This is a genomic window from Pseudomonas sp. MH9.3 (assembly GCF_034354675.1).
Classification (GTDB): Bacteria; Pseudomonadota; Gammaproteobacteria; order Pseudomonadales; family Pseudomonadaceae; genus Aquipseudomonas.
Window position 1 is genome coordinate 4,542,868 of sequence record NZ_CP133785.1, and the last position, 22,438, is coordinate 4,565,305.

A 22,438-nucleotide genomic window follows, 5' to 3' on the forward strand; every position below is an offset into this window, starting at 1 on the left:
GCCTTCGGCCAAACATAACCGAGTCTCAGTGGGCGCCTTTATAGGCACAAGCTACTAGGACAATAGACGACGGTGGTTGTTCTGGATCTTTCGAAGTAGGACAATTGCCGGCTTCCCGACCTCATCAGCGATATTGAATGGCCTTCCTCGCACTCGGTATTAACCACAAGACTGCCTCAGTCGACGTGCGCGAGCGCGTGGCGTTTACGCCGGAGCAGTTGGTTGAGGCCTTGCAACAGCTCTGCCGGCTCACCGACAGCCGCGAAGCTGCAATCCTTTCGACCTGCAATCGCAGCGAGCTCTATATAGAGCAGGAACATCTGTCAGCGGATGTAGTGCTGCGCTGGCTCGCCGATTATCACCATTTGAGCCTCGACGACCTGCGCGCCAGCGCGTATGTGCACGAAGAGGATGCGGCCGTTCGTCACATGATGCGCGTCGCCTCCGGGCTTGATTCGCTGGTACTGGGCGAACCGCAGATCCTTGGTCAGATGAAGTCCGCCTATGCCGTCGCGCGCGAGGCCGGCACGGTCGGCCCGCTGTTGGGCCGTCTGTTCCAGGCCACGTTCAATTCTGCCAAGCAGGTGCGCACCGACACGGCCATCGGCGAAAACCCGGTGTCCGTCGCTTTTGCGGCGGTCAGCCTGGCCAAGCAGATTTTCAGCGATTTGCAACGCAGCCAGGCCCTGCTGATCGGCGCCGGCGAGACCATCACCCTGGTCGCCCGCCATCTGCACGAGCTGGGTGTGCAGCGCATCGTCGTCGCCAACCGCACCCTGGAACGCGCCAGCAGCCTGGCCGAACAGTTCGGTGCCCACGCGGTGTTGCTGTCGGATATTCCGGCCGAACTGGTGCGCAGTGATATCGTGATCAGCTCCACCGCCAGTCAATTGCCGATACTGGGCAAAGGCGCGGTAGAAAGTGCACTGAAGCTGCGCAAGCACAAGCCGATCTTCATGGTGGACATTGCCGTTCCACGGGATATCGAACCCGAAGTCGGCGAGTTGGACGACGTTTACCTCTATAGCGTCGATGACTTGCACGAAGTGGTCGCCGAAAACCTCAAGAGCCGCCAGGGCGCCGCCCAGGCCGCCGAGGAGATGGTCAGCGTCGGCGCCGAAGATTTCATGGTGCGCCTGCGCGAACTGGCGGCGGTGGACGTGCTCAAGGCCTATCGTCAACAGGGCGAACGCCTGCGTGACGAGGAGTTGATCAAGGCCCAGCGTCTGCTTGCCAACGGCAGCAGCGCCGAAGAGGTGCTGATGCAGCTGGCGCGTGGCCTGACCAACAAACTGCTCCACGCGCCCAGCGTACAGCTAAAAAAATTGACTGCCGAAGGCCGCCTCGATGCGCTGGCCATGGCCCAGGAACTCTTTGCCCTCGGTGAGGGCGCGTCAGACAGCTCTTCGGATAAAAAACCGCAATGAAAGCCTCACTGCTCAATAAACTGGACGTGCTCCAGGACCGTTTCGAAGAACTGACCGCCTTGCTTGGCGATGGCGAAGTCATTTCCGATCAGACCAAATTCCGCGCCTATTCCAAGGAATACGCCGAAGTTGAGCCTGTGGTCGCCACTTACAAAAATTTGCTGAAAGTGCAGGCCGACCTCGAAGGCGCCCAGGCGCTGCTCAAGGACAACGACCCGGACATGCGCGAAATGGCCGTGGAAGAAGTCCGCGAGGCCAAGGAAAAGCTGACTGAGCTGGAAGGCGACCTGCAACGCATGCTGCTGCCCAGGGACCCCAACGACGGGCGCAACGTATTCCTCGAAATCCGTGCCGGCACCGGCGGCGACGAAGCGGCCATTTTCTCCGGCGACCTGTTCCGCATGTACTCGCGCTACGCCGAGCGGCGCGGCTGGCGGGTGGAGATCCTGTCGGAAAACGAAGGCGAGCATGGTGGCTATAAAGAAGTCATCGCGCGGGTCGAGGGCGACAACGTCTACGGCAAGCTCAAGTTCGAGTCCGGCGCACATCGCGTGCAGCGGGTGCCGGCGACCGAGTCACAGGGCCGTATCCACACCTCGGCCTGTACCGTGGCGGTGTTGCCCGAGCCGGACGAGCAGGAAACCATCGAGATCAACCCGGCGGATCTGCGCGTCGACACCTACCGCTCCTCGGGCGCCGGTGGTCAGCACGTGAACAAGACCGACTCGGCGATCCGCATCACCCACTTGCCGTCGGGCATCGTGGTGGAATGCCAGGAAGAACGCTCCCAGCACAAGAACCGTGCGCGGGCCATGTCCTGGCTGTCGGCCAAGCTCAACGACCAGCAGACCAGCGCCGCCGCCAACGCCATTGCCAGCGAGCGCAAGCTGCTGGTGGGCTCGGGCGATCGCTCCGAGCGTATCCGCACCTACAATTTTGCCCAGGGCCGCGTCACCGACCACCGCGTCAACCTCACCCTTTATTCGCTCGACGAAATTCTTGCCGGCGGCGTGGACGCGGTGATCGAGCCGTTGCTGGCCGAATACCAGGCCGATCAACTCGCAGCCATTGGTGAATAAATGACCATCATCGCCAGCCTGTTGCGCGCCGCCGACCTGCCAGACTCGCCCACCGCGCGTCTGGATGTGGAGCTGCTGCTGGCGGCTGCGCTGGGCAAGTCGCGCAGCTACCTGCACACCTGGCCGGAAAAAATCGTCAGCAGCGAAGCGGCGCTCACGTTTGCCGGTTACCTGCAACGGCGCCGAGCCGGCGAGCCGGTGGCCTATATCCTCGGCCAGCAGGGTTTCTGGAAACTGGACCTGGAAGTGGCGCCGCACACGCTGATCCCGCGCCCGGACACCGAACTGCTGGTGGAGGCCGCGCTGGAATTGCTGCCGGCCACGCCCGCTACGGTGCTCGATCTGGGCACCGGCAGCGGCGCCATTGCCCTGGCCCTGGCCAGCGAGCGCCCGGCCTGGCAGGTGACCGCCGTTGATCGTGTGCTGGAGGCGGTGGCCCTGGCCGAGCGCAATCGCCAGCGGCTGCACCTTGCTAACGCCACGGTGCTGAGCAGTCATTGGTTCAGCGCCCTGGTCGGTCGTACATTTGATCTGATCATCAGCAACCCGCCCTACATTGCCGACAACGACCCGCACCTGGTGGCGGGCGATGTGCGTTTCGAGCCGGCCAGCGCGCTGGTGGCAGGCCGCGATGGCCTGGACGATCTGCGCTTGATCATCCAGCAGGCCGGGACTCACCTGAATGCCGGAGGCCGGCTGTTGCTCGAACACGGTTACGACCAGGCGCAGGCCGTGCGCGATCTGCTGCTGAGCCAGGGGTTCGAGGACGTTCACAGCCGCATCGACCTCGGCGGTCACGAACGCATCAGCCTGGGGCAATGGCCGTGCTGACCGACCAGGAGCTGTTGCGCTACAGCCGGCAGATTCTGTTGCAGCAGGTGGACATCGCAGGCCAGTTGCGCCTGAAAAACAGCCGCGCATTGATCGTCGGCCTGGGTGGCCTGGGCGCGCCGGTGGCGCTTTACCTCGCCGCAGCCGGCGTGGGCGAGCTGCACCTGGCCGACTTCGATACGGTCGACCTGACCAACCTGCAACGCCAGATCATCCACGACACCGACAGCGTCGGGCAGACCAAGGTCGACTCGGCCGTGCGCCGCCTGACCGCCGTCAATCCTGAGGTCAGGCTGGTTACCCACCGCAGCGCGCTGGACGCCGACTCCCTGGCCGCCGCCGTGGCGGCCGTAGACGTGGTGCTCGATTGCAGCGACAACTTCTCCACCCGCGAAGCGGTCAATGCGGCCTGCGTGGCCGCCGCCAGGCCATTGGTCAGCGGCGCAGCGATTCGCCTGGAAGGGCAATTGTCGGTGTTCGACCCGCGCCGCGCCAACAGCCCCTGCTATCACTGTTTATACGGGCACGGCAGCGATACCGAACTCACCTGCAGCGAAGCCGGCGTGATCGGCCCGCTGGTGGGACTGGTTGGCAGCCTGCAAGCCCTGGAGGCGCTGAAACTGCTGGCCGGGTTCGGTGAGCCGCTGGTGGGCCGTTTGCTGCTGATCGATGCCTTGAACACGCGTTTTCGTGAGTTGCGCGTCAAGCGCGATCCCGCTTGCAGCGTATGCGGGGCGCCGCATGCTTAAGGATGCGCCAATCGGCGTGTTCGACTCCGGCGTCGGCGGCCTGTCGGTGTTGGACGAAATCCAGCAGTTACTGCCCCACGAATCACTGCTGTATGTGGCCGACTGCGGGCATATTCCCTATGGCGAGAAAACCCCCGCGTTCATTCTCGAACGCTCGCGCCTGGTGGCCGAGTTTTTCCGCAGTCAAGGCGCCAAGGCCTTCGTGATTGCCTGCAACACTGCGACAGTGGCGGCCGTGGCCGACCTGCGTCTGGACTTCCCGGACTGGCCGTTGGTGGGCATGGAGCCCGCCGTCAAACCTGCCGCCGCCGCCACCCGCAGCGGGGTTGTCGGAGTGCTTGCCACCACCGGCACCCTGCAAAGCGCCAAGTTCACCGCCTTGCTCGACCGGTTCGCCACCGATGTGCGGGTGATCACGCAGCCGTGCCCGGGTCTGGTGGAGTTGATTGAAACCGGCGACTTGACCAGCCCGGCCCTGCGCCAGCTGTTGCAGGGCTATATCGAGCCGTTGCTCAACGCGGGCTGCGACACCATTATTCTCGGCTGCACCCACTATCCCTTTCTCAAACCGCTGCTGGCGCAGATGCTCCCACCCAGCGTCATCCTCATCGATACCGGCGCCGCCGTGGCCCGTCAGCTCAAGCATTTACTGGGCCAGCGCGACCTTTTAGCGATGGGCAACCCGAGTCCGGCCCAGTTCTGGACCAGCGGTGATCTGTATCACCTAAGAAATATCCTACCGACACTATGGAAATATCCGAGCGTTGTGCGAATATTTGGCGCGTGAAAAATTCGTGAAATAGCTCGCTATTGGTGTGGAACTTCCGTCTATGTGCCAGCTTCTATAGCGAGATAGCCTGTACAACACTCTATAACTTCGTTTGGAAAGGATGTTTCTCATGAAGCGCTTGTTCTGTTTGGCCGCGATTGTGGCCGCTGTGGTAGGACACTCTGTTTCGGCCAATGCTGCCGGCCTGGAATTCGGAGTGGGGGGAACGAGCGATTCAACCATGACCTATCGGCTTGGCTTGACCTCCGATTGGGACAAAAGCTGGTGGCAGAGCGACGTGGGTCGGCTGACCGGCTACTGGAGCGGCGCCTACACCTACTGGGACGGCGACAAGACTGCCGGTGCCAGCAGCCTGTCGTTCTCGCCAGTGTTTGTGTATGAGTTTGCCGGGCAGTCGGTCAAGCCTTACATCGAAGCGGGCATCGGCCTGGCCGTGTTCTCGCGCACTCAGCTGGAAGACAACAACATCGGCCAGGCCTTCCAGTTCGAAGACCGCATCGGCTTTGGTCTGCGCTTTGCCGGCGGGCATGAAGTGGGCATTCGTGCCACGCACTATTCCAATGCCGGCATGAGCAGCAACAACGATGGTGTGGAAAGCTACGCGGTGCACTACACCCTGCCGCTGTAATGCTTGAAGTGTGGGAGGGGGCAAGCCCTTCCCACATGGCGACTTTCGATCAAGCCTCAGCGATACGCCGTCGCAATACCCTGGCGCTCTTCAAGGCACTCCGGTGCCCCCATCTCGAACTCCCGACAGATCAGCGGGCGTCGCTCGTAGATCGTGCACATCATCGTGTCGCGGTCCAGCGCTGCACACCAGCCGTCATCCAGGCGCAGCATCACTTCGCCGCCCCAGTCATCGGTGTCGATGTAGCGTTCCGGCACGCCGGTGTCGGTGATCAGCAGCACTTCCAGCTGACAGCAACAGGCCGCGCACGTCGAGCAGGTGACGGCGGGTTCGTTGAGCTGTATGTGAGGGATGGTGGTCATGGGGGCAGCTTCCAGCTTTAAGCGGCAAGCTGCAAGTAGAAGCCGACCGGCTTCATCTTTTGCTTGCCGCTTGAAACTTGTCGCTGGTGGCTGCTGCGGTCAGCAGCGTGAACACAAACGCCCACAGCACCGCCAACCCGGCCATCGTCGGGCCTGTGGCGTAACCGAACTGCACGCCGGCCAATTGGCTCCCCGCGTAGTAGGACGCCGGGCCGCCCATCGCCCCCAGCAATGCCGCGCGCCACCATGGCCGCGCGCTCCAGGCCAGGCAATGGTGCAGCGTGGTTGCCAGCAGAGCCCACAGCAACATCAACCAGAACGGAATCAGTGGGCCCGGCTCGTTGAAGTGAAACACGCCAAGGGCACGTAACGCCGTGTCCAACAGCGTGCCCACCAGCGTGACGCTGATGATCAGCACGCCATCCTCGGCCGACGAACTGATCCACAGCAGGTGAATGGCCAGTACCGCCAGCCCACCAGCAACCACAGGCTGTCACCGCCCAGCACGCAGGCGAACCAGCCGCACTGGAACAGCGCCGCGTTGGCCAACGATTTAAGCATCGAAGCGCCCGAGCAATGGCGGGTTGATCGCCGCCGGCTTGGCCAACAGCAACTGCGCCGTGCCAATGGTGCGTTCCATGAAGCCTCCTTCGCAGTAGCACAGATAAAATTCCCACAGGCGCAGGAAGTATTCGTCGTAGCCCAATTCCGCAAGACGGCCATGAGCACGGCGAAAGTTCTCGTGCCACAGGCGCAGGGTGCGCGCGTAGTGCAGGCCGAAATCCTCCATGTGCAGCAGGTTCATGTCGGTGTCGCGGCTGACGATGTGCAACATGTTCTGCACGCTGGGCAGCGCCCCACCGGGGAAAATGTAGCGCTGGATGAAATCGACGCTGTTCCTGGCCTGCTCGAAGCGTTGCTCGCGAATCGTGATGGCCTGCAGCAGCATCAGCCCGTCGGGCTTGAGCAGGTGCGCGCATTGCTTGAAGTAGGTCGGCAGGAAGCGGTGGCCTACCGCTTCGATCATCTCGATGGACACCAGCTTGTCAAACTGGCCGGTGAGGTCGCGGTAGTCCCTCAGCAGCAGTGTCACCTGGTCCTGCAAACCCAGGGCGGCAATGCGCTGTTCGGTGTAGGCGAACTGTTCCTTGGACAAGGTGGTAGTGGTGACCTTGCAGCCGTAATGCTGCGCCGCGTACAGCGCCATGCTGCCCCAGCCAGTGCCGATTTCCAGCAGGTGGTCGCCGGGCTTGAGCGAGAGTTTCTGACAGATGCGTTCCAGCTTGTTCAGTTGCGCCTGTTCCAGGGTGTCGTCGGCCTTAAGAAACTGCGCCGCCGAGTACATCATGGTTGGGTCGAGGAATTCCTCGAACAGGTCGTTGCCCAGGTCGTAATGCGCCGCGATGTTTTTCTGCGAGCCCTTGCGCGTATTGCGGTTGAGCCAGTGCAGGCCCTGGGTGAACGGCCGTGCCAGGCGCGCCAGACCGCCTTCCATCGCATCGAGCACGTCGAGGTTGCTGACCATCACGCGCACCACGGCGGTGAGGTCGGGGCTGGTCCAGTAACCGTGGATAAATGCCTCACCCGCACCGATAGAGCCGTTGGCAGCCACCAGGCCCCACACGGCGGCGTCGAGGATATGGATCTCCCCCAACAGATGCGCTTCCCGTGCGCCAAATACGTGGCGTTCGCCGTCCTCGATCAGCACCAACTGGCCGTGGCGCAATTGGCTGAGCTGACGCAGCACGCCCTTGCGCAGCAGCGCACTGGTCATGCCATTGACGTTCAGGCGGGTGGCCTTGACCGATACATTAGGGGATTTCATGGCGGCGATCCTTGGTATACCCAACTGCAGTGCGAGAGGCGCCATCGGCGGCTCGGTGGGGGAAAATCGGTGTGCGTTTGAGCAACAGGCGCACGGCCTGCCAGTAAATGGCCAGGCAGGTCTTGGCGGTCATCCACGGGAAACGCCGCAGGTAACGGTGCAGGCTGGCGCGGGTGAGCGGCTCTTTTTGCAGGCTCAACGTGGCGTCGAAGACTTTGAGTTCGCCTTGCCAGTCGGCCATGTGCACGCCCAGCCGGTCGGCGGGCGGGCTGAAGCTCATGCGGTATTCGAGGTCGGGCGGCAAAAATGGCGACACATGGAACGCCTTGGCCACCGCGAAGTGCTGATGTTCGCCTGCGCCAAGGGCCAGGGCCGGCAGCACATAGTGATAGCGCTCGCGCCACGGGGTGTTGGTGACTTCACACAAAATCGCGGCCAGCTCGCCACCTGCCTCGTAGCAGTAGAAGAAACTCACCGGGTTGAACGCCAGGCCCCAACTGCGGGCCTGGGTCAGCAGGCAGATCGCGCCCTGGGGCGTGCGCCCCAGCGCCTTGCCCACCTCAAGACGCACCGCATCGGTGAGGCTCATGCCGTGGCGGGTCAAGGTGCGCAGGTAGTCCCGCTGGCGAAAGCCGAACGGTGCCAGGCGATGGGTGCCGGCCAGGGGCGAGAGCGCGAGCACCTGGTCCTGCTCGCTTAAGTCCAGGTACAGCAGGCCGATGCGGTAGCGAAAGGCGTGGGCCCTGGGCGCAAACCGGCGATGGGCGATCCAGCCGCTGTACAGGGCGCTGTTCACAGGGTTTCCCCGAAGGCCTGGGCCACGCGCAGCGCGCTGACCACGCCGTCCTCATGAAAGCCGTTGGCCCAGTAGGCGCCGCAGTAAAAGGTATTGCGCGCGCCGTTCAACTCTTCCCAGCGTTCCTGCGCGGCCACCGCCGCCAGGCTGTATTGCGGATGGGCGTAGGTGAAGCGCGCAAGAATTTTGCGCGGATCGATCATTGGCGTCTGGTTGAGGCTGACGCAAAACGTGGTGGCGCTGTCGATGCCTTGCAGGATGTTCATGTCGTAGGTGACGGCGGCCTGGGTGTCGGCGCTGCCGGTGAGGCGGTAATTCCAGCTGGCCCAGGCCAGTTTGCGCGTGGGCAGCAGGCGGGTGTCGGTGTGCAGCACCACGTCGTTGTCGGCGTAGGGCAGGGCGCCAAGGATGGCTTGCTCGGCCTCGCTCGGGTCGGCCAGCAGGGCCAGGGCCTGGTCGCTGTGGCAGGCGAACACCACGCGGTCGAATGTCTCGCTGCCAGCGGCGCTGTGGATCACCACGCCATCAGCGCTGCGCTCGACCTTGTGCACAGGGCAATCGAGACGAATTTTTTCGCGAAAGCCGCGGGTCAGCGGTTCGATGTAGGCGCTGGAGCCCCCTTCGATCACGCACCATTGCGGGCGGTTGTTCACCGACAGCAGGCCGTGATTCTTGAAGAAACGCACAAAGAACTGCAACGGAAAACCGAGCATGTCCGCCAGTGACATCGACCAGATCGCTGCGCCCATCGGCACGATGTAATGCCGGATGAATCGCGGGCCGTAGCCGCCGGCTGCCAGGTAGTCGCCCAGGGTCATGTCGGCGCTGATGCGTTGCTGTTCAAGGTCCAGCGGCGCCTGGCGGTTGAAGCGCAAAATGTCACGCAACATGCCCCAGAACCCCGGCGAGAGAATATTGCGGCGTTGGGCGAACAGGCTATTGAGGTTATTGCCGTTGTATTCGAAGCCACTGCGCTGGTCGTTCACCGAAAAACTCATTTCGGTGGGTTTGAATGTCACGCCGATCTGCCCCAGCAACCGGATGAAATTGGGGTAGGTCCAGTCGTTGAACACGATAAAACCGGTGTCCACCGCGTAAGGCTGGCCATCGACCGTCACATGGGCGGTATGGGTATGCCCGCCGATGCAGGCGTTGGCTTCGAAGACGCTGATGTCGTGGCGACGGCTGAGCAGGTAGGCGCTGGTCAGGCCGGCGATGCCGCTGCCGATGATGGCGATCTTCACAGGTCGTCCTTCTGCGGCGGCGGGCTGCGCAGCATGCGCTTGCCGATGATCAGTTGCGCGCGGTTCGGCAGTTTCGACAGTGGCCACAGGGCGGCGATGAACATGGCCGGGAACGCGATCTCCAGCGGGCGTTTGTCCAGCTTGGCGAAAATGTGCCGTGCCGCTTTGTCGGCCGGCCAGCTCAAGGGCATCGGGAAATCATTGCGCTCGGTCAGCGGTGTATCGACAAAGCCCGGGCTGATCACGGTGACGTCGATATGCTCCGGCGACAGGCTGATGCGCAGGGATTCGAACAGGTAACGCAAACCGGCCTTGGACGCGCCATAGGCTTCGGCCCGTGGCATCGGCAAGTAGGTCACGGCGCTGGCGACGCCCACCAGGTGCGGCGTGCGCCCGGCGCGCAGCAGCGGCAGAGCGGCTTCGATGCAGTAGCTGCTGGCCAACAGGTTGGTGCGCACCACGTGTTCGACGATGGACGAATCAAACTGACGCGCATCCACGTATTCGCAGGTGCCGGCATTGAGAATCACGGTGTCCAGCGCGCCCCAGGCCTCGCCGATGCGCTCGCCGATTTCGCGCACGGTCTGGCTGTTGGTCAGGTCGCCGGCCACCACCAGCACCTGGCCGGGGTAGCGCCGGGCTAGCGCGTCCAGCGGGCCTTGGGAGCGCGAGCTGACGGCCACGTGGGCGCCGCTGTCGAGCAGCTCCAGGGCCAGGGCGGCACCGATGCCACTGCTGGCGCCGGTCAACCAGTAACGGCGGGGCGAGGTCAGGCTCATGCGATTCTCCTTTTCAGCCAGCTTATGACTCGGCCGACTACCGGCAGGTGTTCATAGAGCATGGCGCCGGCATCGAAATAGTCGCGATGGCGGTACACCTTGTTGTCGCGCCACATCAGGTGCGAGCAGCCTTCCACTCGGATGACCTTGCCGCCGTTGAGGCGCGGGTGGCAAAAACTCATTTTCCAGCGCAGGTAGCCTTCGCCTTCGGCCACCTCATCGAAACCCTGATAGTCGAAACGCAGCTGGCTGATCTGGCTGTACAGCTCGCTGAAGTAGCGGCGCAGTTCAGGCAGGCCATGCACCTGATGCAGCGGGTCGGCGAAGGCGATGTCCTGGCTGTACAGGCTGTCGAGCAGGTGCAGGTTGTGCTTGTCCAGCGTGGCGAAGGCCTGGGCGAAGCGGCGCAGAAAGTCACTCATGCGCGGCCACCGCTTGACGGGACGGCAGGCTGCGGAAGGCGGCAAGGGCGCGCTCGCGGGATTTTTTCAGGTCGACGATCGAACGCGGGTAGTCCGCCACGCCGAACAGCCCACCGGCGGCCTCGGGGTTGTGCACGTCCTTTTTGTTCAGCGCCCCCAACTGCGGCAGCCAGTGCTTGATGAACACGCCCTCGCCGTCGAATTTTTCCGACTGGCTCAGCGGGCTGAAAATGCGGAAATAGGGCGCCGAGTCGGTGCCGGTGGAAGAACTCCACTGCCAGCCGCCGTTATTGGCGGCGAGGTCGCCGTCGATCAGGTGGCGCATGAAAAAACGCTCGCCCTCGCGCCAGTCGATCAGCAGATTCTTGGTCAGGAACATCGCCACCACCATGCGCAGGCGGTTGTGCATCCAGCCGGTCTCCAGTAACTGACGCATGGCCGCGTCGATGATCGGCAGGCCGGTGCGCGCTTCCTGCCACGCCGCCAGGTCCTCGGGCGCGTGGCGCCAGGCGACGGCTTCGGTCTCGGGCCGGAATGCGCGGTGGCGCGATACCCGTGGGTAGCCGACCAGAATATGTTTGTAGAACTCACGCCACAGCAATTCGTTGATCCAGGTGACGGCGCCAACGTTGCCCGTTTCGAACTCGCCGCTGTTGCTCTGCAACGTCGCGTGCAGGCACTGACGCGGCGACACCACACCGGCGGCGAGGTAGGCGGAGAGCTGGCTGGTGCCCGGTTTGGCCGGGTAGTCGCGCTCGTCCTTGTAATAGCCGATCTGCTGGTCGGTGAAGGCGTCGAGGCGGCGTCGGGCTTCGTCTTCGCCGGCCGGCCAGAGTGCGCGCAGGCTGTCGCTGGGCGTTTCGAAGCCGGGCAAGCTGTGCGGAATCGGGTCGCTGGCGAACGGCAGTTTTTGCTGGGCTTTCGGCGTTGCCACCAAGCGCGGCAGCGCGCTGTGCAAGCGGCTGTAACACACCTTGCGAAACTGGCTGAAGACCTGGAAGTAGGTGCCGGTCTTGGTCAGCACACTGCCGGGTTGGAAAAACAGTTGGTCGAGGTAGCGGTGGAACGTCACGCCGCAGGCTTCCAGCGCCTGGGCCACGGCCTGGTCGCGACGGCTTTCGTGGATGCCGTATTCCTCGTTGATGTGCACCGACTCCACCGACAGTTCCTGGCACAGCGTGCTCAGCACGGCGGGTGCCTGGTCCCAGGTCGGGGCGGTGCGAATCAGTAAGGGAATGTTGAGTGTGCCCAGCGCCTGGCTCAGGGACTGCAGGTTGCGCAGCCAGAAGTCGACCTTGCACGCGGCATCGTCGTGGGCCAGCCATTGCTCGGGCGTGATCAGGTACACGGCGGCCATCGGGCCGCGCTGGCTCGCGGCGGCCAGGGCGGTGTTGTCGTGCAGGCGCAAGTCGGTGCGCAGCCAGATCAAATGCATTTAGACAATTCCACGCTCAATCAGTATCTGATGGGCCGCCAAGGGGTCTTCGGCGACGAACAGGTCAGGGATGTCCTGGGTTAGTACGGCCAGTTCGGCGTGGTGGATGCACACCGTTGGTCCGGCGAGCAAAATCGGGCAACTGACGCCGCCCAATAGTTTGGTCAACGCCGGCACATTGAGGGCCTTGCTCGAATACAGCAACACCGCGCGCGGTTGCAGGTGTTCTACCGCGAGGGCCAGTTCGCCGGCAGGCAGCGGCCAGTCGAAGACTTCCACCGGGCAGTCGGCGCTGCTGGCCAGCCACGCGCTGAGCCACAGGTGCGGCTCCAGGTGCAGGTCGGAGTGATTGACCAGCAGCAGTGGCGCGCCCTGTAACTGGCGATTGGTGTGGTAGATGCGTGCACCGAACTTGCTGCGTAGCCAGGACAGGAAAAATACCCGCTCCATCTGCGCGCCGAACTGGCCCTGCCAGCGTTGCTCCAGCGCCTGCAGCAGCGGCAACAGTAATTGCGCGCAGAGCGTGCGCGGCGGGTACAGCGCCATGGCCTGGTTGAAGGCGTCGTCGACCCGGCGCTCGGCCAGTTCGCTGATGGCGGTCAGCAGGTTCTGGTGCAGCGCGTGCCATTCGTTTTCCACGGCGTCCGGCCCGGTCTGCGCAGAGTCGATCAGGTTTTTCACTTGGCTGACCGGCACGCCTCGATTGAGCCACGTAAGGATGGTGTGGATGCGTTGCACATGGACATCGCTAAATAGCCGATGCCCCTTGGGCGTACGCTGCGGCACGATCAGGCCGTAGCGCCGCTCCCAGGCGCGCAGGGTGACCGCGTTGACGCCGGTCTGGCGCGCCACCTCGCGAATCGGCAGCCAGCCGTCTTCGAGGGCTTGGGCGATGTCATCGGGTTCGTCTAGCAGGGCGGCTTTCATGGCTTAGATCGCATTTCGCAGGCTGAGGTTTTCCGGGTGCGGTTGCAGGTAGGCCTGCTGCGCGATGTAGCGATCCGGGTGTTGGCGAAAGTGGTGCTTGAGCAGGGTCAGTGGCACCACCAGCGGCACGATGCCGTGGCGGTATTGGTCGATGACGGTCTGCATTTCCTGCTTGTCGTCGCTGCTGATGGCCTGCTTGAGGTAGCCACTGATGTGCTGCAGCACGTTGGTGTGGGTGCCGCGGGTGGCGCATTTTTTCAGGCCGGTCATCAGGTCGCTGAAATAACAGTCGGCCAACTCCGAGAGGTTATCGCCCTTGCTCATGCTGCCCAGCAGGTTACCCAGGCTTTTGTAATGCGCCGGGCTGTGGGCCATCAGCAAATATTTGTAGCGCGCATGGAAGGACAGCAAGCGATGACGCGTCAGGCCTTCGGCCAGCAGCTGTTGCCAGCTGTCGTAAACGAACACACGGGTGAGGAAATTTTCCCGCAGCACCGGATCGTTCAGCCGGCCGTCTTCTTCCACCGGCAGGTTGGGGTGGCGCGCGCAGAATGCCTGGGCGTAGATGCCGCGCCCGCCGCCGTCGACCGGGGCGCCGTTGTCACGGTACACCTTGACCCGTTCCAGGCCGCAGGACGGCGACTTCTGCATGAAGATGTAGCCGCACAGGTCGGTGTGTTCACGGGCCATCTGCTGGCCGTATTCGTCGAGGGGCTGGGTGACGTTCAGCTCACGGTGCACGGTGCCCACCGCCTGCGGGTTGGCGGCGTCGCCGACCAGGCGGATGGTTTCACGCGGGATACCCAGGCCGATGGCGACTTCGGGGCACAGCGGCACGAAGTCGAAGTAATCGGCGAGCGTCTCGCTGCACAGCTGGGATTGTTTGTGTCCGCCGTTGAAGCGCACGTTCTCGCCCAGCAAGCAGGCGCTGATGCCAATCCTGGGTTTTGCGGTGCTGGGCATGGGCAAACCTCGGCAAAAAAATCCTGTACAGGCTTAAGGCTCTGTACAACTAATCTCATCATAGGTTTGATGGTGTACAAGTCAAATATTTTGTACAGGTTTTGCGGCGGGGGTTACTTCCAGCCCATGGTCCAGTGGTCAGCGTCTTGCAGGGTTTGCCAAGCAAGGCGTTGGGTGCGCCGGGTCATTACTGCCTGAAGTTCGATTTCCAGTACGGTGTTTTCCTCGTCACGAAACAGCTCGGTGACGAGGAAATGCTTTTCCTTGTTCTTCGGCGCGGTCGCGGTCCATTTCGACAGCAGCAGCTTGGCCGGATTGATGCGGTTCATTGCAGATGCTCGATCAGGCGTCGCGCCGCTTCCTGGCCGCTGAGCCATGCGCCTTCGACACGGCCGGACAAGCACCAGTCACCGCACACGAACAGGCCCAGGTCGGCGTCGGCCAGTACGCCGAACTCGTGGCTGCCGGACGGGCGGGCATAGAGCCAGCGGTGAGCCAGGCTGAACGACGGCGCCGGCATGGCGCAGTGCAGCAACTCGGCGAAGGCGCCGTGCAGGTGTTCGATCACGGCTTCCCTGGACAGGTCCAGGTGCGCCTTGCTCCAGGCGCTGGTGGCGTGCAGTACCCAGGTGTCGAAGGTGGTGTCACGCCCGGGCTTGCTGCGGTTTCGCGCGAGCCAGTCCAGCGGGCTGTCTTGCACGAAACAGCCTTGCATCGGCGTATCCAGAGGTTTGTCGAAGGCCAGGGCGATGGCCCAGGTCGGGTCCATCTTCACGCCGGCAGCGGCACTCGCCAGCTTGGGCGCGGCCGCCAGCAGCGCAGTGGCCTGGGGAGCGGGCGTGGCGATGATGACGTGGCTGAACGGGCCATGGTTGCCGCCGTCGGCGTCCAGCAGGTTCCAGTGTTGTTCGCCCTGGAATACGTCGGTGATGCGGCAACCGAATGTCACCGGCAGGTCGTCGAGCAGCGCACGGGTGATGGCGCTCATGCGCGGTGTGCCGACCCAGCGGATCTGCTCGTCGGGGGAGGGCGTGAGCTGGCCGGCCTTGGAGTTGTACAACTGCGGCTTCCACTGCTCGGCCCAACCGTTGCTCTGCCAGCGCTGTACTTCGTTGACGAAGCGGCGGTCGCGGGCGGTGAAGTATTGCGCGCCCATGTCCAGCGCGCCGGCATCGCTGCGCTTGCTGGACATGCGGCCGCCGCTGCCGCGGCTTTTATCGAAAAGGTGTACGACCTGCCCCGCGTCTCGTAACGCTCGGGCAGCGGACAAGCCGGCGATGCCGGTGCCGATGATTGCGATGGGAACACTCATGGGAGGCCTCGTTTTACCGTTGGGTACAGCCTACGCCGACACCAATAGCTGTACAATCTCGTTTTTTGGTATAAGTTTTGGCGTGCCTGATTGTGTGGCGTGACCTATGGTTAACGTCGGTGACTTAACCAACGTTACGTCCGAATTCAACATTGTCCCTAATTAGTAAAATAGACCAGTGACGGGCGGTGAACGTTACATGAGGAAGATCCCATGCATATTTTGCTGACCGGCGGTACAGGTTTGATCGGCCGCCAACTGTGTCGCCACTGGCTTGCCCAGGGCCATCGCCTGACTGTCTTGAGCCGTCAGCCGGAAACAGTGGCCAGGTTGTGTGGCGCCCAGGTACTGGGCGTTGGCCGTTTGCAGGACGTGATCGGCGAGGTGGACGCGGTGGTCAACCTTGCCGGCGCGCCGATCGCCGACCGTCCGTGGACGCACAAGCGCAAGGCGTTGCTGTGGAGCAGTCGCATCAGCCTCACCGAAAGCCTGCTGGCGTGGATCGAAGGCCTGGCGCAGAAACCGGCGGTGTTGATTTCCGGTTCGGCGGTGGGCTGGTACGGCGACGGGGGTGAGCGCGAATTGACCGAAGCCAGTGGCCCGGTGCAGGACGATTTCCCCAGCCAGCTGTGCATCGCCTGGGAAGAAACCGCCCAGCGCGCCGAAGCCCTCGGGGTGCGCGTGGTGCTGGTGCGCACTGGCCTGGTGCTGGCGGCCGAGGGCGGCTTTTTGTCGCGCCTGCTGCTGCCGTTCAAACTGGCGCTGGGCGGGCCTATCGGCAATGGGCGGCAGTGGATGCCGTGGGTGCACATCAAGGACCAAATCGCCCTGATTGATTTTCTTCTGCACAAGGAAGGCGCCAGCGGTCCTTATAATGCCTGCGCGCCACACCCGGTGCGCAACCGCGAGTTTGCCAGGACCCTGGGCCAGGTGCTGCATCGCCCGGCCTTCATGCCGATGCCGGCGTTTGCGTTGAAGGTGGGGTTGGGCGAGTTGTCGGGATTGCTGCTGGGCGGGCAGAAGGCCGTGCCTGAACGGCTGCTGGCCGCCGGTTTTACATTTCAGTTCACGCAGTTGCATGCGGCCCTGGACGATTTGTCCAGCCGCCTTTAAGCCATAGGAAGTTGCATGACGGATCACGCGTTGTTACTGGTCAACCTGGGTTCTCCCGCGTCCACTTCGGTGGCCGATGTGCGCAGCTACCTCAACCAGTTTTTGATGGACCCTTATGTGATCGACCTGCCGTGGCCGGTGCGGCGCCTGCTGGTGTCGCTGATCCTGATCAAGCGCCCCGAGCAGTCGGCGCATGCCTACGCCTCCATCTGGTGGGACGAGGGCTCGCCCCTGGTGGTGCTCAGCCGTCGCCTGCAAGAGCAGATGACCCGGCAATGGACCCAGGGCCCGGTCGAACTGGCGATGCGTTACGGTGAGCCGTCTCTGGAAACCACGCTGACGCGCCTGGCCGCGCAGGGCATCCAAAAGGTAACGCTGGCGCCGTTGTACCCGCAGTTTGCCGACAGCACGGTCACCACGGTGATTGAAGAGGCCTGGCGGGTGATACGTGAGAAGCAGCTGAAGGTGCAACTCTCGATCCTGCAGCCGTTCTACGATCAGCCGGAATACCTCGACGCCCTGGCGCAGAGCGCGCGGGCGTATGTGGAGCAGGATCACGATCACCTGTTGCTCAGTTTTCACGGGCTGCCCGAGCGCCATTTGACCAAACTCGACCCCACTGGCCAGCATTGCTTCAAGGACGCCGATTGCTGCAGGAATGCTTCGCCTGCGGTGCTCGCCACCTGTTATCGCGCGCAATGCTTCAGCGTTGCGCGTAATTTTGCCGAGCGGCTGGGGTTGCCGGACGGCAAGTGGTCGGTGGCGTTCCAGTCGCGCCTGGGCCGCGCCAAGTGGATCGAGCCCTACACCGAAGCGCGCCTTGAAGCGCTGGCCCAACAGGGTGTGAAAAAGCTGTTGGTGATGTGCCCGGCATTTGTGGCCGACTGCATCGAGACGCTGGAAGAGATCGGCGATCGCGGGCGCGAGCAGTTTTGCGCAGCGGGGGGCGAGGAATTGGTGCTGGTGCCGTGTCTCAACGATGACCCGCAATGGGCGGCGGCGCTCAACACGCTCTGCGAGCGCGCGCCGGTGTCACTGTAATCGAAACCGGCACAGCTCCAAATGTGGGAGGGGGCTTGCTCCCGATTGCGGAGGGTCAGTTACTGCATCTGGTGACTGATCCACTGCTATCGGGAGCAAGCCCCCTCTTATTAAACACAAAATAACTTATTGATTTTAAAGCCTGAAGTTTCAGGCAGCCACATTCCTGTGGCGAGCGGGCTTGCCCCGCGTTGGGGTGCGAAGCGCCCCCAATCAAGCAAAACGCGGTGTACCTGATACGGCTCAGCGTCTGGTTTTGGGGCTGCTGCGCAGCCCAACGCAGGACAAGCCTGCTCGCCACAGGGAATCTGCGCTTAACTGAACGGCATTAGGGCAAGCCTGCTCGCCACAGAGGCCCCAGTTTGCTGCGCGACAGCGCTAAGTCGAAGACTTGGCGGAGCCTCGCACATTTTTGCTCTGTGTTTACAGGTTGAAGGTCAGGCTGACCGTGAGGTTGCGCGGCTCGCCCGGATTCACCCAGTAAGTGCTGTAGGACCGTTCGTAATACTTTTCATCGAACAGGTTATTCAGGTTCAAACCCACGGTCACGTTTTTGCTGGCCTTGTAGTGGGCCAGCAAATCCACGGTGTGGTAGGCGGGCAATTCAAAGCGGGTACCCGCCTCGCCGGAGCGATCGCCCACGTAGGTAAACGCCGCGCCCAGGTCTGATCCGCGCAGCGCGCCATCCTGGAATTCATACACCCCCAGCAGACTGCCGCTGTGCCTGGCCACGCCGAGAATGCGGCTGCCGGCGGGAATAGTGGCGTCGCCCTTGGTCACTTCGGCATCGATGTAAGCGTAGGCGCCGATCACCCGCACGGCGTCAGTCAGTTTCCCGCTCAGTTGCAGGTCAACGCCCTGGCTGCGGGCCTTGCCCATGGCGCGGTTGGTGTTGGTGGCCGGGTCCAGGGCGAGCACGTTTTCCTTCTCGATATGGAACGCGGCGACGGTGGCGCTCAGGCGGTCTTCGAACAGCTCAGTCTTGATCCCCACCTCGTAACCCACGCCTTCTTCCGGCTTGAACGTGTTGCCGCCGGCATCCAGCCCGCTGTTGGGCTTGAACGAGGTGGATGCGTTGGCGAACACTCCGACTTCAGGCGTGAGCTGATACAGCAGGCCGGCGCGCTGGGTGAGGGCGTCGTGGGTCTGCTGGCTGGTGAGGTTGCGGGTGAAATCGTCGGTGCTCTGCTCGAAATGCTCAACGCGCGCGCCCACCATGCCGCGCAGGCGGTCGGTGAAGATGATCTGGTCCTGCAGGTTCAGCGCGTGGCTTTTGGTCTGTTCGAAAAAATCGGTACCGGAGCGCAGGCCATTGGGCTTGGGCTGGCCGTAGACCGGGTTGTAGAGGTCGATGGCGTAATTGCTGCCGCCGATGGCGGTCACGCGTTCCTTCTTGCGGTAGTCCTCGTATTCGGTGCCGATCAGCACCTCATGCTGCCAACTGCCAATGTCGAACAGGCCGCGCAACTCCAGCTGGGTGATGCTGTCGTGCCAACCCATGGAGCGTTCGCGGTAACGACGGTTGAGGGTGTGGCCGTCGGGATTCAGCGCGCGGTTTTCCGACGCATCGCCCCACAGGCTGCCCTGTTTGTAATGGCTGGCCAGGCGCAGTTTCCAGGCGTCATTGAGGTGGTGTTCGAGGGTGGCCTGGATACGGTTGTTGTGGTTGTCGATGTCACCGTCATCGGGTTCGCCGAGGAAGGTGGAACGCGAAACACCGGGGGCGGCGACGATGCCACGGTCGAAGGTGGAGCTGTGGCGCACGAATTCACTTTCCACCAGCAGGCTGGTGTCCGGGTCCATCTGCCAGCTGAACGAGGGCGCGACGAACACGCGCTTGCTCTCGACGTGATCGCGAAAGCTGTGGTTGTCCTCCACGGCCAGGTTGACCCGTGACAGCACCTTGCCTTCGGCGTCGAGCGGAGTGTTGACGTCCAGCGCAGTGCGATAGCGGTCCCAGCTGCCAGCGCTGGTTTGCAGGGTGGTGAAGGCTTCGGGCTGGGGCTTTTTGGTGACGATGTTCACCGTGCCGCCGGGATCGCCACGCCCATAGAGGCTGGCGGCGGGGCCCTTGAGCACTTCGATGCGTTCGATATTGGCCGCATCCGGTGTGCTCGGGTAGCCGCGGTTGGCGCTGAAACCGTCCTGGTAGAACTCCGAGGTGGTGAAACCGCGCACGCTGTATTCGTAGAGGGTCAGGCCGCCGAAGTTGTTCTGCTTGGACACGCCGCCGGCAAATTCCAGCGCGCGTTCCACGCTGGTGCTGCCCAGGTCCTTGAGCACTGTGGCGGGGATCACGCTGATCGATTGCGGGATGTCGCGCAGAGCTGTGTCGGTTTTCGTCGCGCTGGCAGAGCGGCTGGCGCGGTAGCCAGTGACCGGGCTGGTGGCGGACTCATAGGTATCACCGGTGACGCTGATGGTGTCCAGTTCCACGGTGTTTTCTTCGGCGTAGGCGGGATCGAGCAGCAAACCCAGGGCAAGGCCGGCCAGGGGGGCAAACTTTCGAGACGACATGAGAGAGCGTTCCAAGGACTATATTGAAACAATATAACATGCCAATAGAGAGGTTTTTGCGGCGAAACATAAAGTTACAGGTGCTCGCGAAAGGAGCACCTGAACGGCTTATTCCTCTTCTTTAACCGGCGCAGGCGGCGGACGCAGGCCGACTTCCGCCATCAGCTTGATCTCCTTGCCATTGCGCATTACCTGGATCGCCACCTTGTCGGTCGGCTTGATGCGCGCCACCTGGTTCATCGACTTGCGCCCGTCGCCTGCGGGTGCGCCGTCGATGCTGAGGATCACGTCGCCCAACTGCAGGCCGGCTTTCTGTGCCGGGCCGTCGCGGAAAATTCCGGCGACCACGATCCCCGGGCGCCCGGTGAGGCCGAACGATTCCGCCAACTCCTTGGTCAACGGCTGCACTTCGATACCCAGCCAGCCGCGAATCACCTGGCCGTGCTCGATGATCGACTTCATCACTTCCATCGCCAGCTTCACCGGGATCGCAAAACCGATGCCCTGGGAGCCGCCGGACTTGGAGAAAATCGCCGTGTTGATCCCGGTCAGGTTGCCATTGGCGTCCACCAGCGCGCCGCCGGAGTTGCCGGGGTTGATGGCGGCGTCGGTCTGGATGAAATCTTCGTAGCTGTTAAGACCCAGCTGATTACGCCCGGTGGCGCTGATGATGCCCATGGTCACGGTCTGGCCCACGCCAAACGGGTTACCGATGGCCAGCGCCACGTCGCCCACGCGCAGGCCGTCGGAGCGGCCGAGGGTGATCGCGGGGAGGTTTTTCAAGTCGATTTTCAACACCGCGAGGTCGGTTTCCGGGTCGCTGCCCACTACGCGCGCCAGGGTTTCGCGGCCGTCACGCAGGGCTACCACAATCTGGTCGGCGCCGGTGGTCACGTGGTTGTTGGTAAGGATGTAGCCTTCGGGGCTCATGATCACCCCGGAACCGAGGCTCGATTCCATACGGCGTTTCTTGGGCCCGTTGTCGCCGAAGTAGCGACGAAATTGCGGGTCTTCAAACAGCGGATGGGCCGGCTTGTTGATGACCTTGGTGGTGTACAGGTTGACCACCGCCGGAGCGGCGATGACGACCGCGTCTGCATACGTCACCGGGCCTTGCACCACCGTGGTGGCTTGCGGCGCCTGCTGCAGGTTTACGTCAAGGCTTGGCAGGCCCACCCACTGGGGGAAACGCTGAATGATCAGCGTCGCGATCAGCACGCCAGCCAGCAATGGCCATCCAAAAAAACGCAGTGCCTTGAGCATCAAGTAAGTCCTGACAGGTTGCAGGGGGCGGGGGAGCGCCCATAATGTCGCGCATTATACGAGGCTGCGAGCGCCTCGGAACCGGATATTTAGGAGTCTTTTATGGCCGTCCCCCTTACTACCCTCGTCGAGGAAGCGGACCGCTACCTCGCCAGCGCAAAAATCGCCGATTACTGCCCCAATGGCCTGCAGGTGGAAGGGCGCCCGCAGGTGATGCGCATCGTCAGCGGCGTCACCGCCAGCCAGGCCCTGCTGGACGCGGCGGTCGACGCGCGCGGTGACCTGGTGCTGGTGCACCACGGGTATTTCTGGAAGGGCGAAAACCCATGCATCACCGGCATGAAGCAGCGCCGCCTGAAAACCCTGCTCCAGCACGACATCAGCCTGCTGGCCTACCACCTGCCGCTGGACCTGCACGCCGATGTCGGCAATAACGTGCAACTGGCGCGGCAGCTGGATATCACGGTCGAAGGCCCGCTGGACCCGGGCAACCCCAAGGTTGTCGGCCTGGTCGGCTCCCTGGCCGAGCCATTGTCGCCCCGCGACTTCGCCCGTCGTGTGCAGGACGTGATGGGCCGCGAGCCGTTGCTGATCGAAGGCAGCCCGATGATCCGCCGTATCGGCTGGTGCACCGGGGGTGGCCAGGGCTACATCGACCAGGCGATTGCCGCAGGTGTCGACCTGTACCTGAGCGGAGAAGCCTCCGAGCAAACCTTCCACAGCGCGCGGGAAAACGACATCAGCTTCATCGCCGCCGGCCATCACGCCACCGAACGCTATGGCGTGCAGGCGCTGGGCGATTACCTGGCGCGGCGCTTCGCCCTGGAACACCTGTTCATCGACTGCCCCAATCCAATCTAAGCCACTAATTTGCGGCACATGTGGGAGCGAGCCCCCTCCCACATTGACTGCATTGCACTGCCAAACTCGGCGGC

General features: G+C 63.0%; 22 protein-coding genes and 1 pseudogene. 9 read left to right on the forward strand and 14 right to left on the reverse strand.

Annotated features, from left to right (window positions below; translation table 11 throughout):
* Window positions 1-137: 137 nt before the first annotated feature.
* The 6 genes from hemA (at window position 138) to RHM60_RS20110 (ending at window position 5,504) form a co-directional block, all read left to right on the forward strand.
* Window positions 138-1,427 carry a glutamyl-tRNA reductase gene (gene hemA, locus RHM60_RS20085; RefSeq protein WP_209988334.1) on the forward strand — a complete coding sequence of 430 codons (1,290 nt, stop codon included), beginning with the start codon at window positions 138-140 and terminating at the stop codon, window positions 1,425-1,427.
* Window positions 1,424-2,506 carry a peptide chain release factor 1 gene (prfA, locus tag RHM60_RS20090; RefSeq protein ID WP_322212587.1) on the forward strand — a complete coding sequence of 361 codons (1,083 nt, stop codon included), beginning with the start codon at window positions 1,424-1,426 and terminating at the stop codon, window positions 2,504-2,506. The genes hemA and prfA overlap by 4 nt, the downstream gene beginning before the upstream one ends.
* Window positions 2,507-3,337, forward strand: a complete 831-nt coding sequence (prmC, locus tag RHM60_RS20095; protein ID WP_322212588.1) for a peptide chain release factor N(5)-glutamine methyltransferase — start codon at window positions 2,507-2,509, stop codon at window positions 3,335-3,337. It abuts the gene before it with no gap.
* Window positions 3,331-4,086, forward strand: a complete 756-nt coding sequence (locus RHM60_RS20100) for a molybdopterin-synthase adenylyltransferase MoeB (RefSeq protein WP_322212589.1) — start codon at window positions 3,331-3,333, stop codon at window positions 4,084-4,086. The genes prmC and RHM60_RS20100 overlap by 7 nt, the downstream gene beginning before the upstream one ends.
* Window positions 4,079-4,873 carry a glutamate racemase gene (gene murI, locus RHM60_RS20105; RefSeq protein WP_322212590.1) on the forward strand — a complete coding sequence of 265 codons (795 nt, stop codon included), beginning with the start codon at window positions 4,079-4,081 and terminating at the stop codon, window positions 4,871-4,873. The genes RHM60_RS20100 and murI overlap by 8 nt, the downstream gene beginning before the upstream one ends.
* Window positions 4,874-4,985: 112 nt before the next feature.
* Window positions 4,986-5,504 carry an acyloxyacyl hydrolase gene (locus RHM60_RS20110; RefSeq protein ID WP_209988344.1) on the forward strand — a complete coding sequence of 173 codons (519 nt, stop codon included), beginning with the start codon at window positions 4,986-4,988 and terminating at the stop codon, window positions 5,502-5,504.
* A 56-nt stretch (window positions 5,505-5,560) separates the two neighbouring features.
* Here the strand turns inward: RHM60_RS20110 and RHM60_RS20115 are convergent, their stop codons facing one another.
* The 12 genes and pseudogenes from RHM60_RS20115 to RHM60_RS20170 form a co-directional block, all read right to left on the reverse strand.
* The gene (locus RHM60_RS20115; RefSeq protein WP_004372444.1) at window positions 5,561-5,866 is read right to left on the reverse strand and encodes a YkgJ family cysteine cluster protein; all 306 of its coding nucleotides are present in this window, start codon (window positions 5,864-5,866) and stop codon (window positions 5,561-5,563) included.
* A gap of 52 nt (window positions 5,867-5,918) precedes the next feature.
* Window positions 5,919-6,427 (reverse strand): annotated as a pseudogene (locus RHM60_RS20120) (DUF2878 domain-containing protein).
* Window positions 6,420-7,691, reverse strand: coding sequence for an SAM-dependent methyltransferase (locus tag RHM60_RS20125; protein ID WP_209988349.1), 1,272 nt, complete (start codon window positions 7,689-7,691; stop codon window positions 6,420-6,422). The pseudogene RHM60_RS20120 and the gene RHM60_RS20125 overlap by 8 nt, the downstream one beginning before the upstream one ends.
* A complete protein-coding gene (locus RHM60_RS20130; RefSeq protein ID WP_322212593.1) occupies window positions 7,678-8,487 on the reverse strand; it encodes a DUF1365 domain-containing protein in 810 nt (269 codons plus the stop codon). Before RHM60_RS20130 ends, RHM60_RS20125 begins: the two co-directional genes overlap by 14 nt.
* Window positions 8,484-9,731 (reverse strand): NAD(P)/FAD-dependent oxidoreductase, encoded by a 1,248-nt coding sequence (locus RHM60_RS20135; protein WP_322212594.1) that lies wholly within the window; start codon window positions 9,729-9,731, stop codon window positions 8,484-8,486. Before RHM60_RS20135 ends, RHM60_RS20130 begins: the two co-directional genes overlap by 4 nt.
* A complete protein-coding gene (locus tag RHM60_RS20140) occupies window positions 9,728-10,510 on the reverse strand; it encodes an SDR family NAD(P)-dependent oxidoreductase (RefSeq protein WP_209988357.1) in 783 nt (260 codons plus the stop codon). Before RHM60_RS20140 ends, RHM60_RS20135 begins: the two co-directional genes overlap by 4 nt.
* The gene (locus RHM60_RS20145; protein WP_231422469.1) at window positions 10,507-10,932 is read right to left on the reverse strand and encodes a nuclear transport factor 2 family protein; all 426 of its coding nucleotides are present in this window, start codon (window positions 10,930-10,932) and stop codon (window positions 10,507-10,509) included. The genes RHM60_RS20140 and RHM60_RS20145 overlap by 4 nt, the downstream gene beginning before the upstream one ends.
* Window positions 10,925-12,367 (reverse strand): deoxyribodipyrimidine photo-lyase, encoded by a 1,443-nt coding sequence (gene phrB / locus RHM60_RS20150; protein ID WP_231422470.1) that lies wholly within the window; start codon window positions 12,365-12,367, stop codon window positions 10,925-10,927. Before phrB ends, RHM60_RS20145 begins: the two co-directional genes overlap by 8 nt.
* Complete coding sequence (locus tag RHM60_RS20155; RefSeq protein WP_209988365.1) at window positions 12,368-13,294, reverse strand: MerR family transcriptional regulator; 927 nt, start codon at window positions 13,292-13,294, stop codon at window positions 12,368-12,370. It lies immediately after the preceding gene.
* A gap of 3 nt (window positions 13,295-13,297) precedes the next feature.
* Window positions 13,298-14,257: a YbgA family protein gene (locus RHM60_RS20160; RefSeq protein WP_209988368.1), complete on the reverse strand. Its 960-nt coding sequence runs from the start codon at window positions 14,255-14,257 to the stop codon at window positions 13,298-13,300.
* 113 nt (window positions 14,258-14,370) lie between these two features.
* Window positions 14,371-14,586: a TIGR02450 family Trp-rich protein gene (locus RHM60_RS20165; RefSeq protein ID WP_057006989.1), complete on the reverse strand. Its 216-nt coding sequence runs from the start codon at window positions 14,584-14,586 to the stop codon at window positions 14,371-14,373.
* The gene (locus RHM60_RS20170; protein ID WP_322212597.1) at window positions 14,583-15,569 is read right to left on the reverse strand and encodes an NAD(P)/FAD-dependent oxidoreductase; all 987 of its coding nucleotides are present in this window, start codon (window positions 15,567-15,569) and stop codon (window positions 14,583-14,585) included. The genes RHM60_RS20165 and RHM60_RS20170 overlap by 4 nt, the downstream gene beginning before the upstream one ends.
* Window positions 15,570-15,782: 213 nt before the next feature.
* Between RHM60_RS20170 and RHM60_RS20175 the strand changes: the two genes are divergently transcribed.
* Both RHM60_RS20175 and hemH read left to right on the forward strand, forming a co-directional pair.
* The gene (locus RHM60_RS20175; protein ID WP_209988379.1) at window positions 15,783-16,682 is read left to right on the forward strand and encodes a TIGR01777 family oxidoreductase; all 900 of its coding nucleotides are present in this window, start codon (window positions 15,783-15,785) and stop codon (window positions 16,680-16,682) included.
* Between the two features lie 15 nt (window positions 16,683-16,697).
* Window positions 16,698-17,723 (forward strand): ferrochelatase, encoded by a 1,026-nt coding sequence (hemH, locus tag RHM60_RS20180; protein ID WP_322212598.1) that lies wholly within the window; start codon window positions 16,698-16,700, stop codon window positions 17,721-17,723.
* 423 nt (window positions 17,724-18,146) lie between these two features.
* On the opposite strand, the gene RHM60_RS20185 is transcribed toward hemH, so the two are convergent.
* The gene (locus tag RHM60_RS20185; protein ID WP_322212599.1) at window positions 18,147-20,240 is read right to left on the reverse strand and encodes a TonB-dependent siderophore receptor; all 2,094 of its coding nucleotides are present in this window, start codon (window positions 20,238-20,240) and stop codon (window positions 18,147-18,149) included.
* Window positions 20,241-20,348: 108 nt separating this feature from the next.
* Entirely contained in the window at window positions 20,349-21,503 is a 1,155-nt protein-coding gene (gene algW, locus RHM60_RS20190; protein ID WP_209988388.1) for a Do family serine endopeptidase AlgW, read from the reverse strand.
* Window positions 21,504-21,605: 102 nt separating this feature from the next.
* Between algW and RHM60_RS20195 the strand changes: the two genes are divergently transcribed.
* The gene (locus RHM60_RS20195; RefSeq protein WP_322212600.1) at window positions 21,606-22,364 is read left to right on the forward strand and encodes a Nif3-like dinuclear metal center hexameric protein; all 759 of its coding nucleotides are present in this window, start codon (window positions 21,606-21,608) and stop codon (window positions 22,362-22,364) included.
* Window positions 22,365-22,438 lie beyond the last annotated feature (74 nt).

Coding starts and splice junctions, on each gene's coding strand:
- hemA (WP_209988334.1), top strand. CDS start 138: ATGGCCTTCCTCGCACTCGGTATTAACCACAAGACTGCCTCAGTCGAC.
- prfA (WP_322212587.1), top strand. CDS start 1,424: ATGAAAGCCTCACTGCTCAATAAACTGGACGTGCTCCAGGACCGTTTC.
- prmC (WP_322212588.1), top strand. CDS start 2,507: ATGACCATCATCGCCAGCCTGTTGCGCGCCGCCGACCTGCCAGACTCG.
- murI (WP_322212590.1), top strand. CDS start 4,079: ATGCTTAAGGATGCGCCAATCGGCGTGTTCGACTCCGGCGTCGGCGGC.
- RHM60_RS20110 (WP_209988344.1), top strand. CDS start 4,986: ATGAAGCGCTTGTTCTGTTTGGCCGCGATTGTGGCCGCTGTGGTAGGA.
- RHM60_RS20115 (WP_004372444.1), bottom strand. CDS start 5,866: ATGACCACCATCCCTCACATACAGCTCAACGAACCCGCCGTCACCTGC.
- RHM60_RS20125 (WP_209988349.1), bottom strand. CDS start 7,691: ATGAAATCCCCTAATGTATCGGTCAAGGCCACCCGCCTGAACGTCAAT.
- RHM60_RS20140 (WP_209988357.1), bottom strand. CDS start 10,510: ATGAGCCTGACCTCGCCCCGCCGTTACTGGTTGACCGGCGCCAGCAGT.
- RHM60_RS20145 (WP_231422469.1), bottom strand. CDS start 10,932: ATGAGTGACTTTCTGCGCCGCTTCGCCCAGGCCTTCGCCACGCTGGAC.
- phrB (WP_231422470.1), bottom strand. CDS start 12,367: ATGCATTTGATCTGGCTGCGCACCGACTTGCGCCTGCACGACAACACC.
- RHM60_RS20155 (WP_209988365.1), bottom strand. CDS start 13,294: ATGAAAGCCGCCCTGCTAGACGAACCCGATGACATCGCCCAAGCCCTC.
- RHM60_RS20160 (WP_209988368.1), bottom strand. CDS start 14,257: ATGCCCAGCACCGCAAAACCCAGGATTGGCATCAGCGCCTGCTTGCTG.
- RHM60_RS20165 (WP_057006989.1), bottom strand. CDS start 14,586: ATGAACCGCATCAATCCGGCCAAGCTGCTGCTGTCGAAATGGACCGCG.
- RHM60_RS20170 (WP_322212597.1), bottom strand. CDS start 15,569: ATGAGTGTTCCCATCGCAATCATCGGCACCGGCATCGCCGGCTTGTCC.
- RHM60_RS20175 (WP_209988379.1), top strand. CDS start 15,783: ATGCATATTTTGCTGACCGGCGGTACAGGTTTGATCGGCCGCCAACTG.
- hemH (WP_322212598.1), top strand. CDS start 16,698: ATGACGGATCACGCGTTGTTACTGGTCAACCTGGGTTCTCCCGCGTCC.
- RHM60_RS20185 (WP_322212599.1), bottom strand. CDS start 20,240: ATGTCGTCTCGAAAGTTTGCCCCCCTGGCCGGCCTTGCCCTGGGTTTG.
- algW (WP_209988388.1), bottom strand. CDS start 21,503: ATGCTCAAGGCACTGCGTTTTTTTGGATGGCCATTGCTGGCTGGCGTG.
- RHM60_RS20195 (WP_322212600.1), top strand. CDS start 21,606: ATGGCCGTCCCCCTTACTACCCTCGTCGAGGAAGCGGACCGCTACCTC.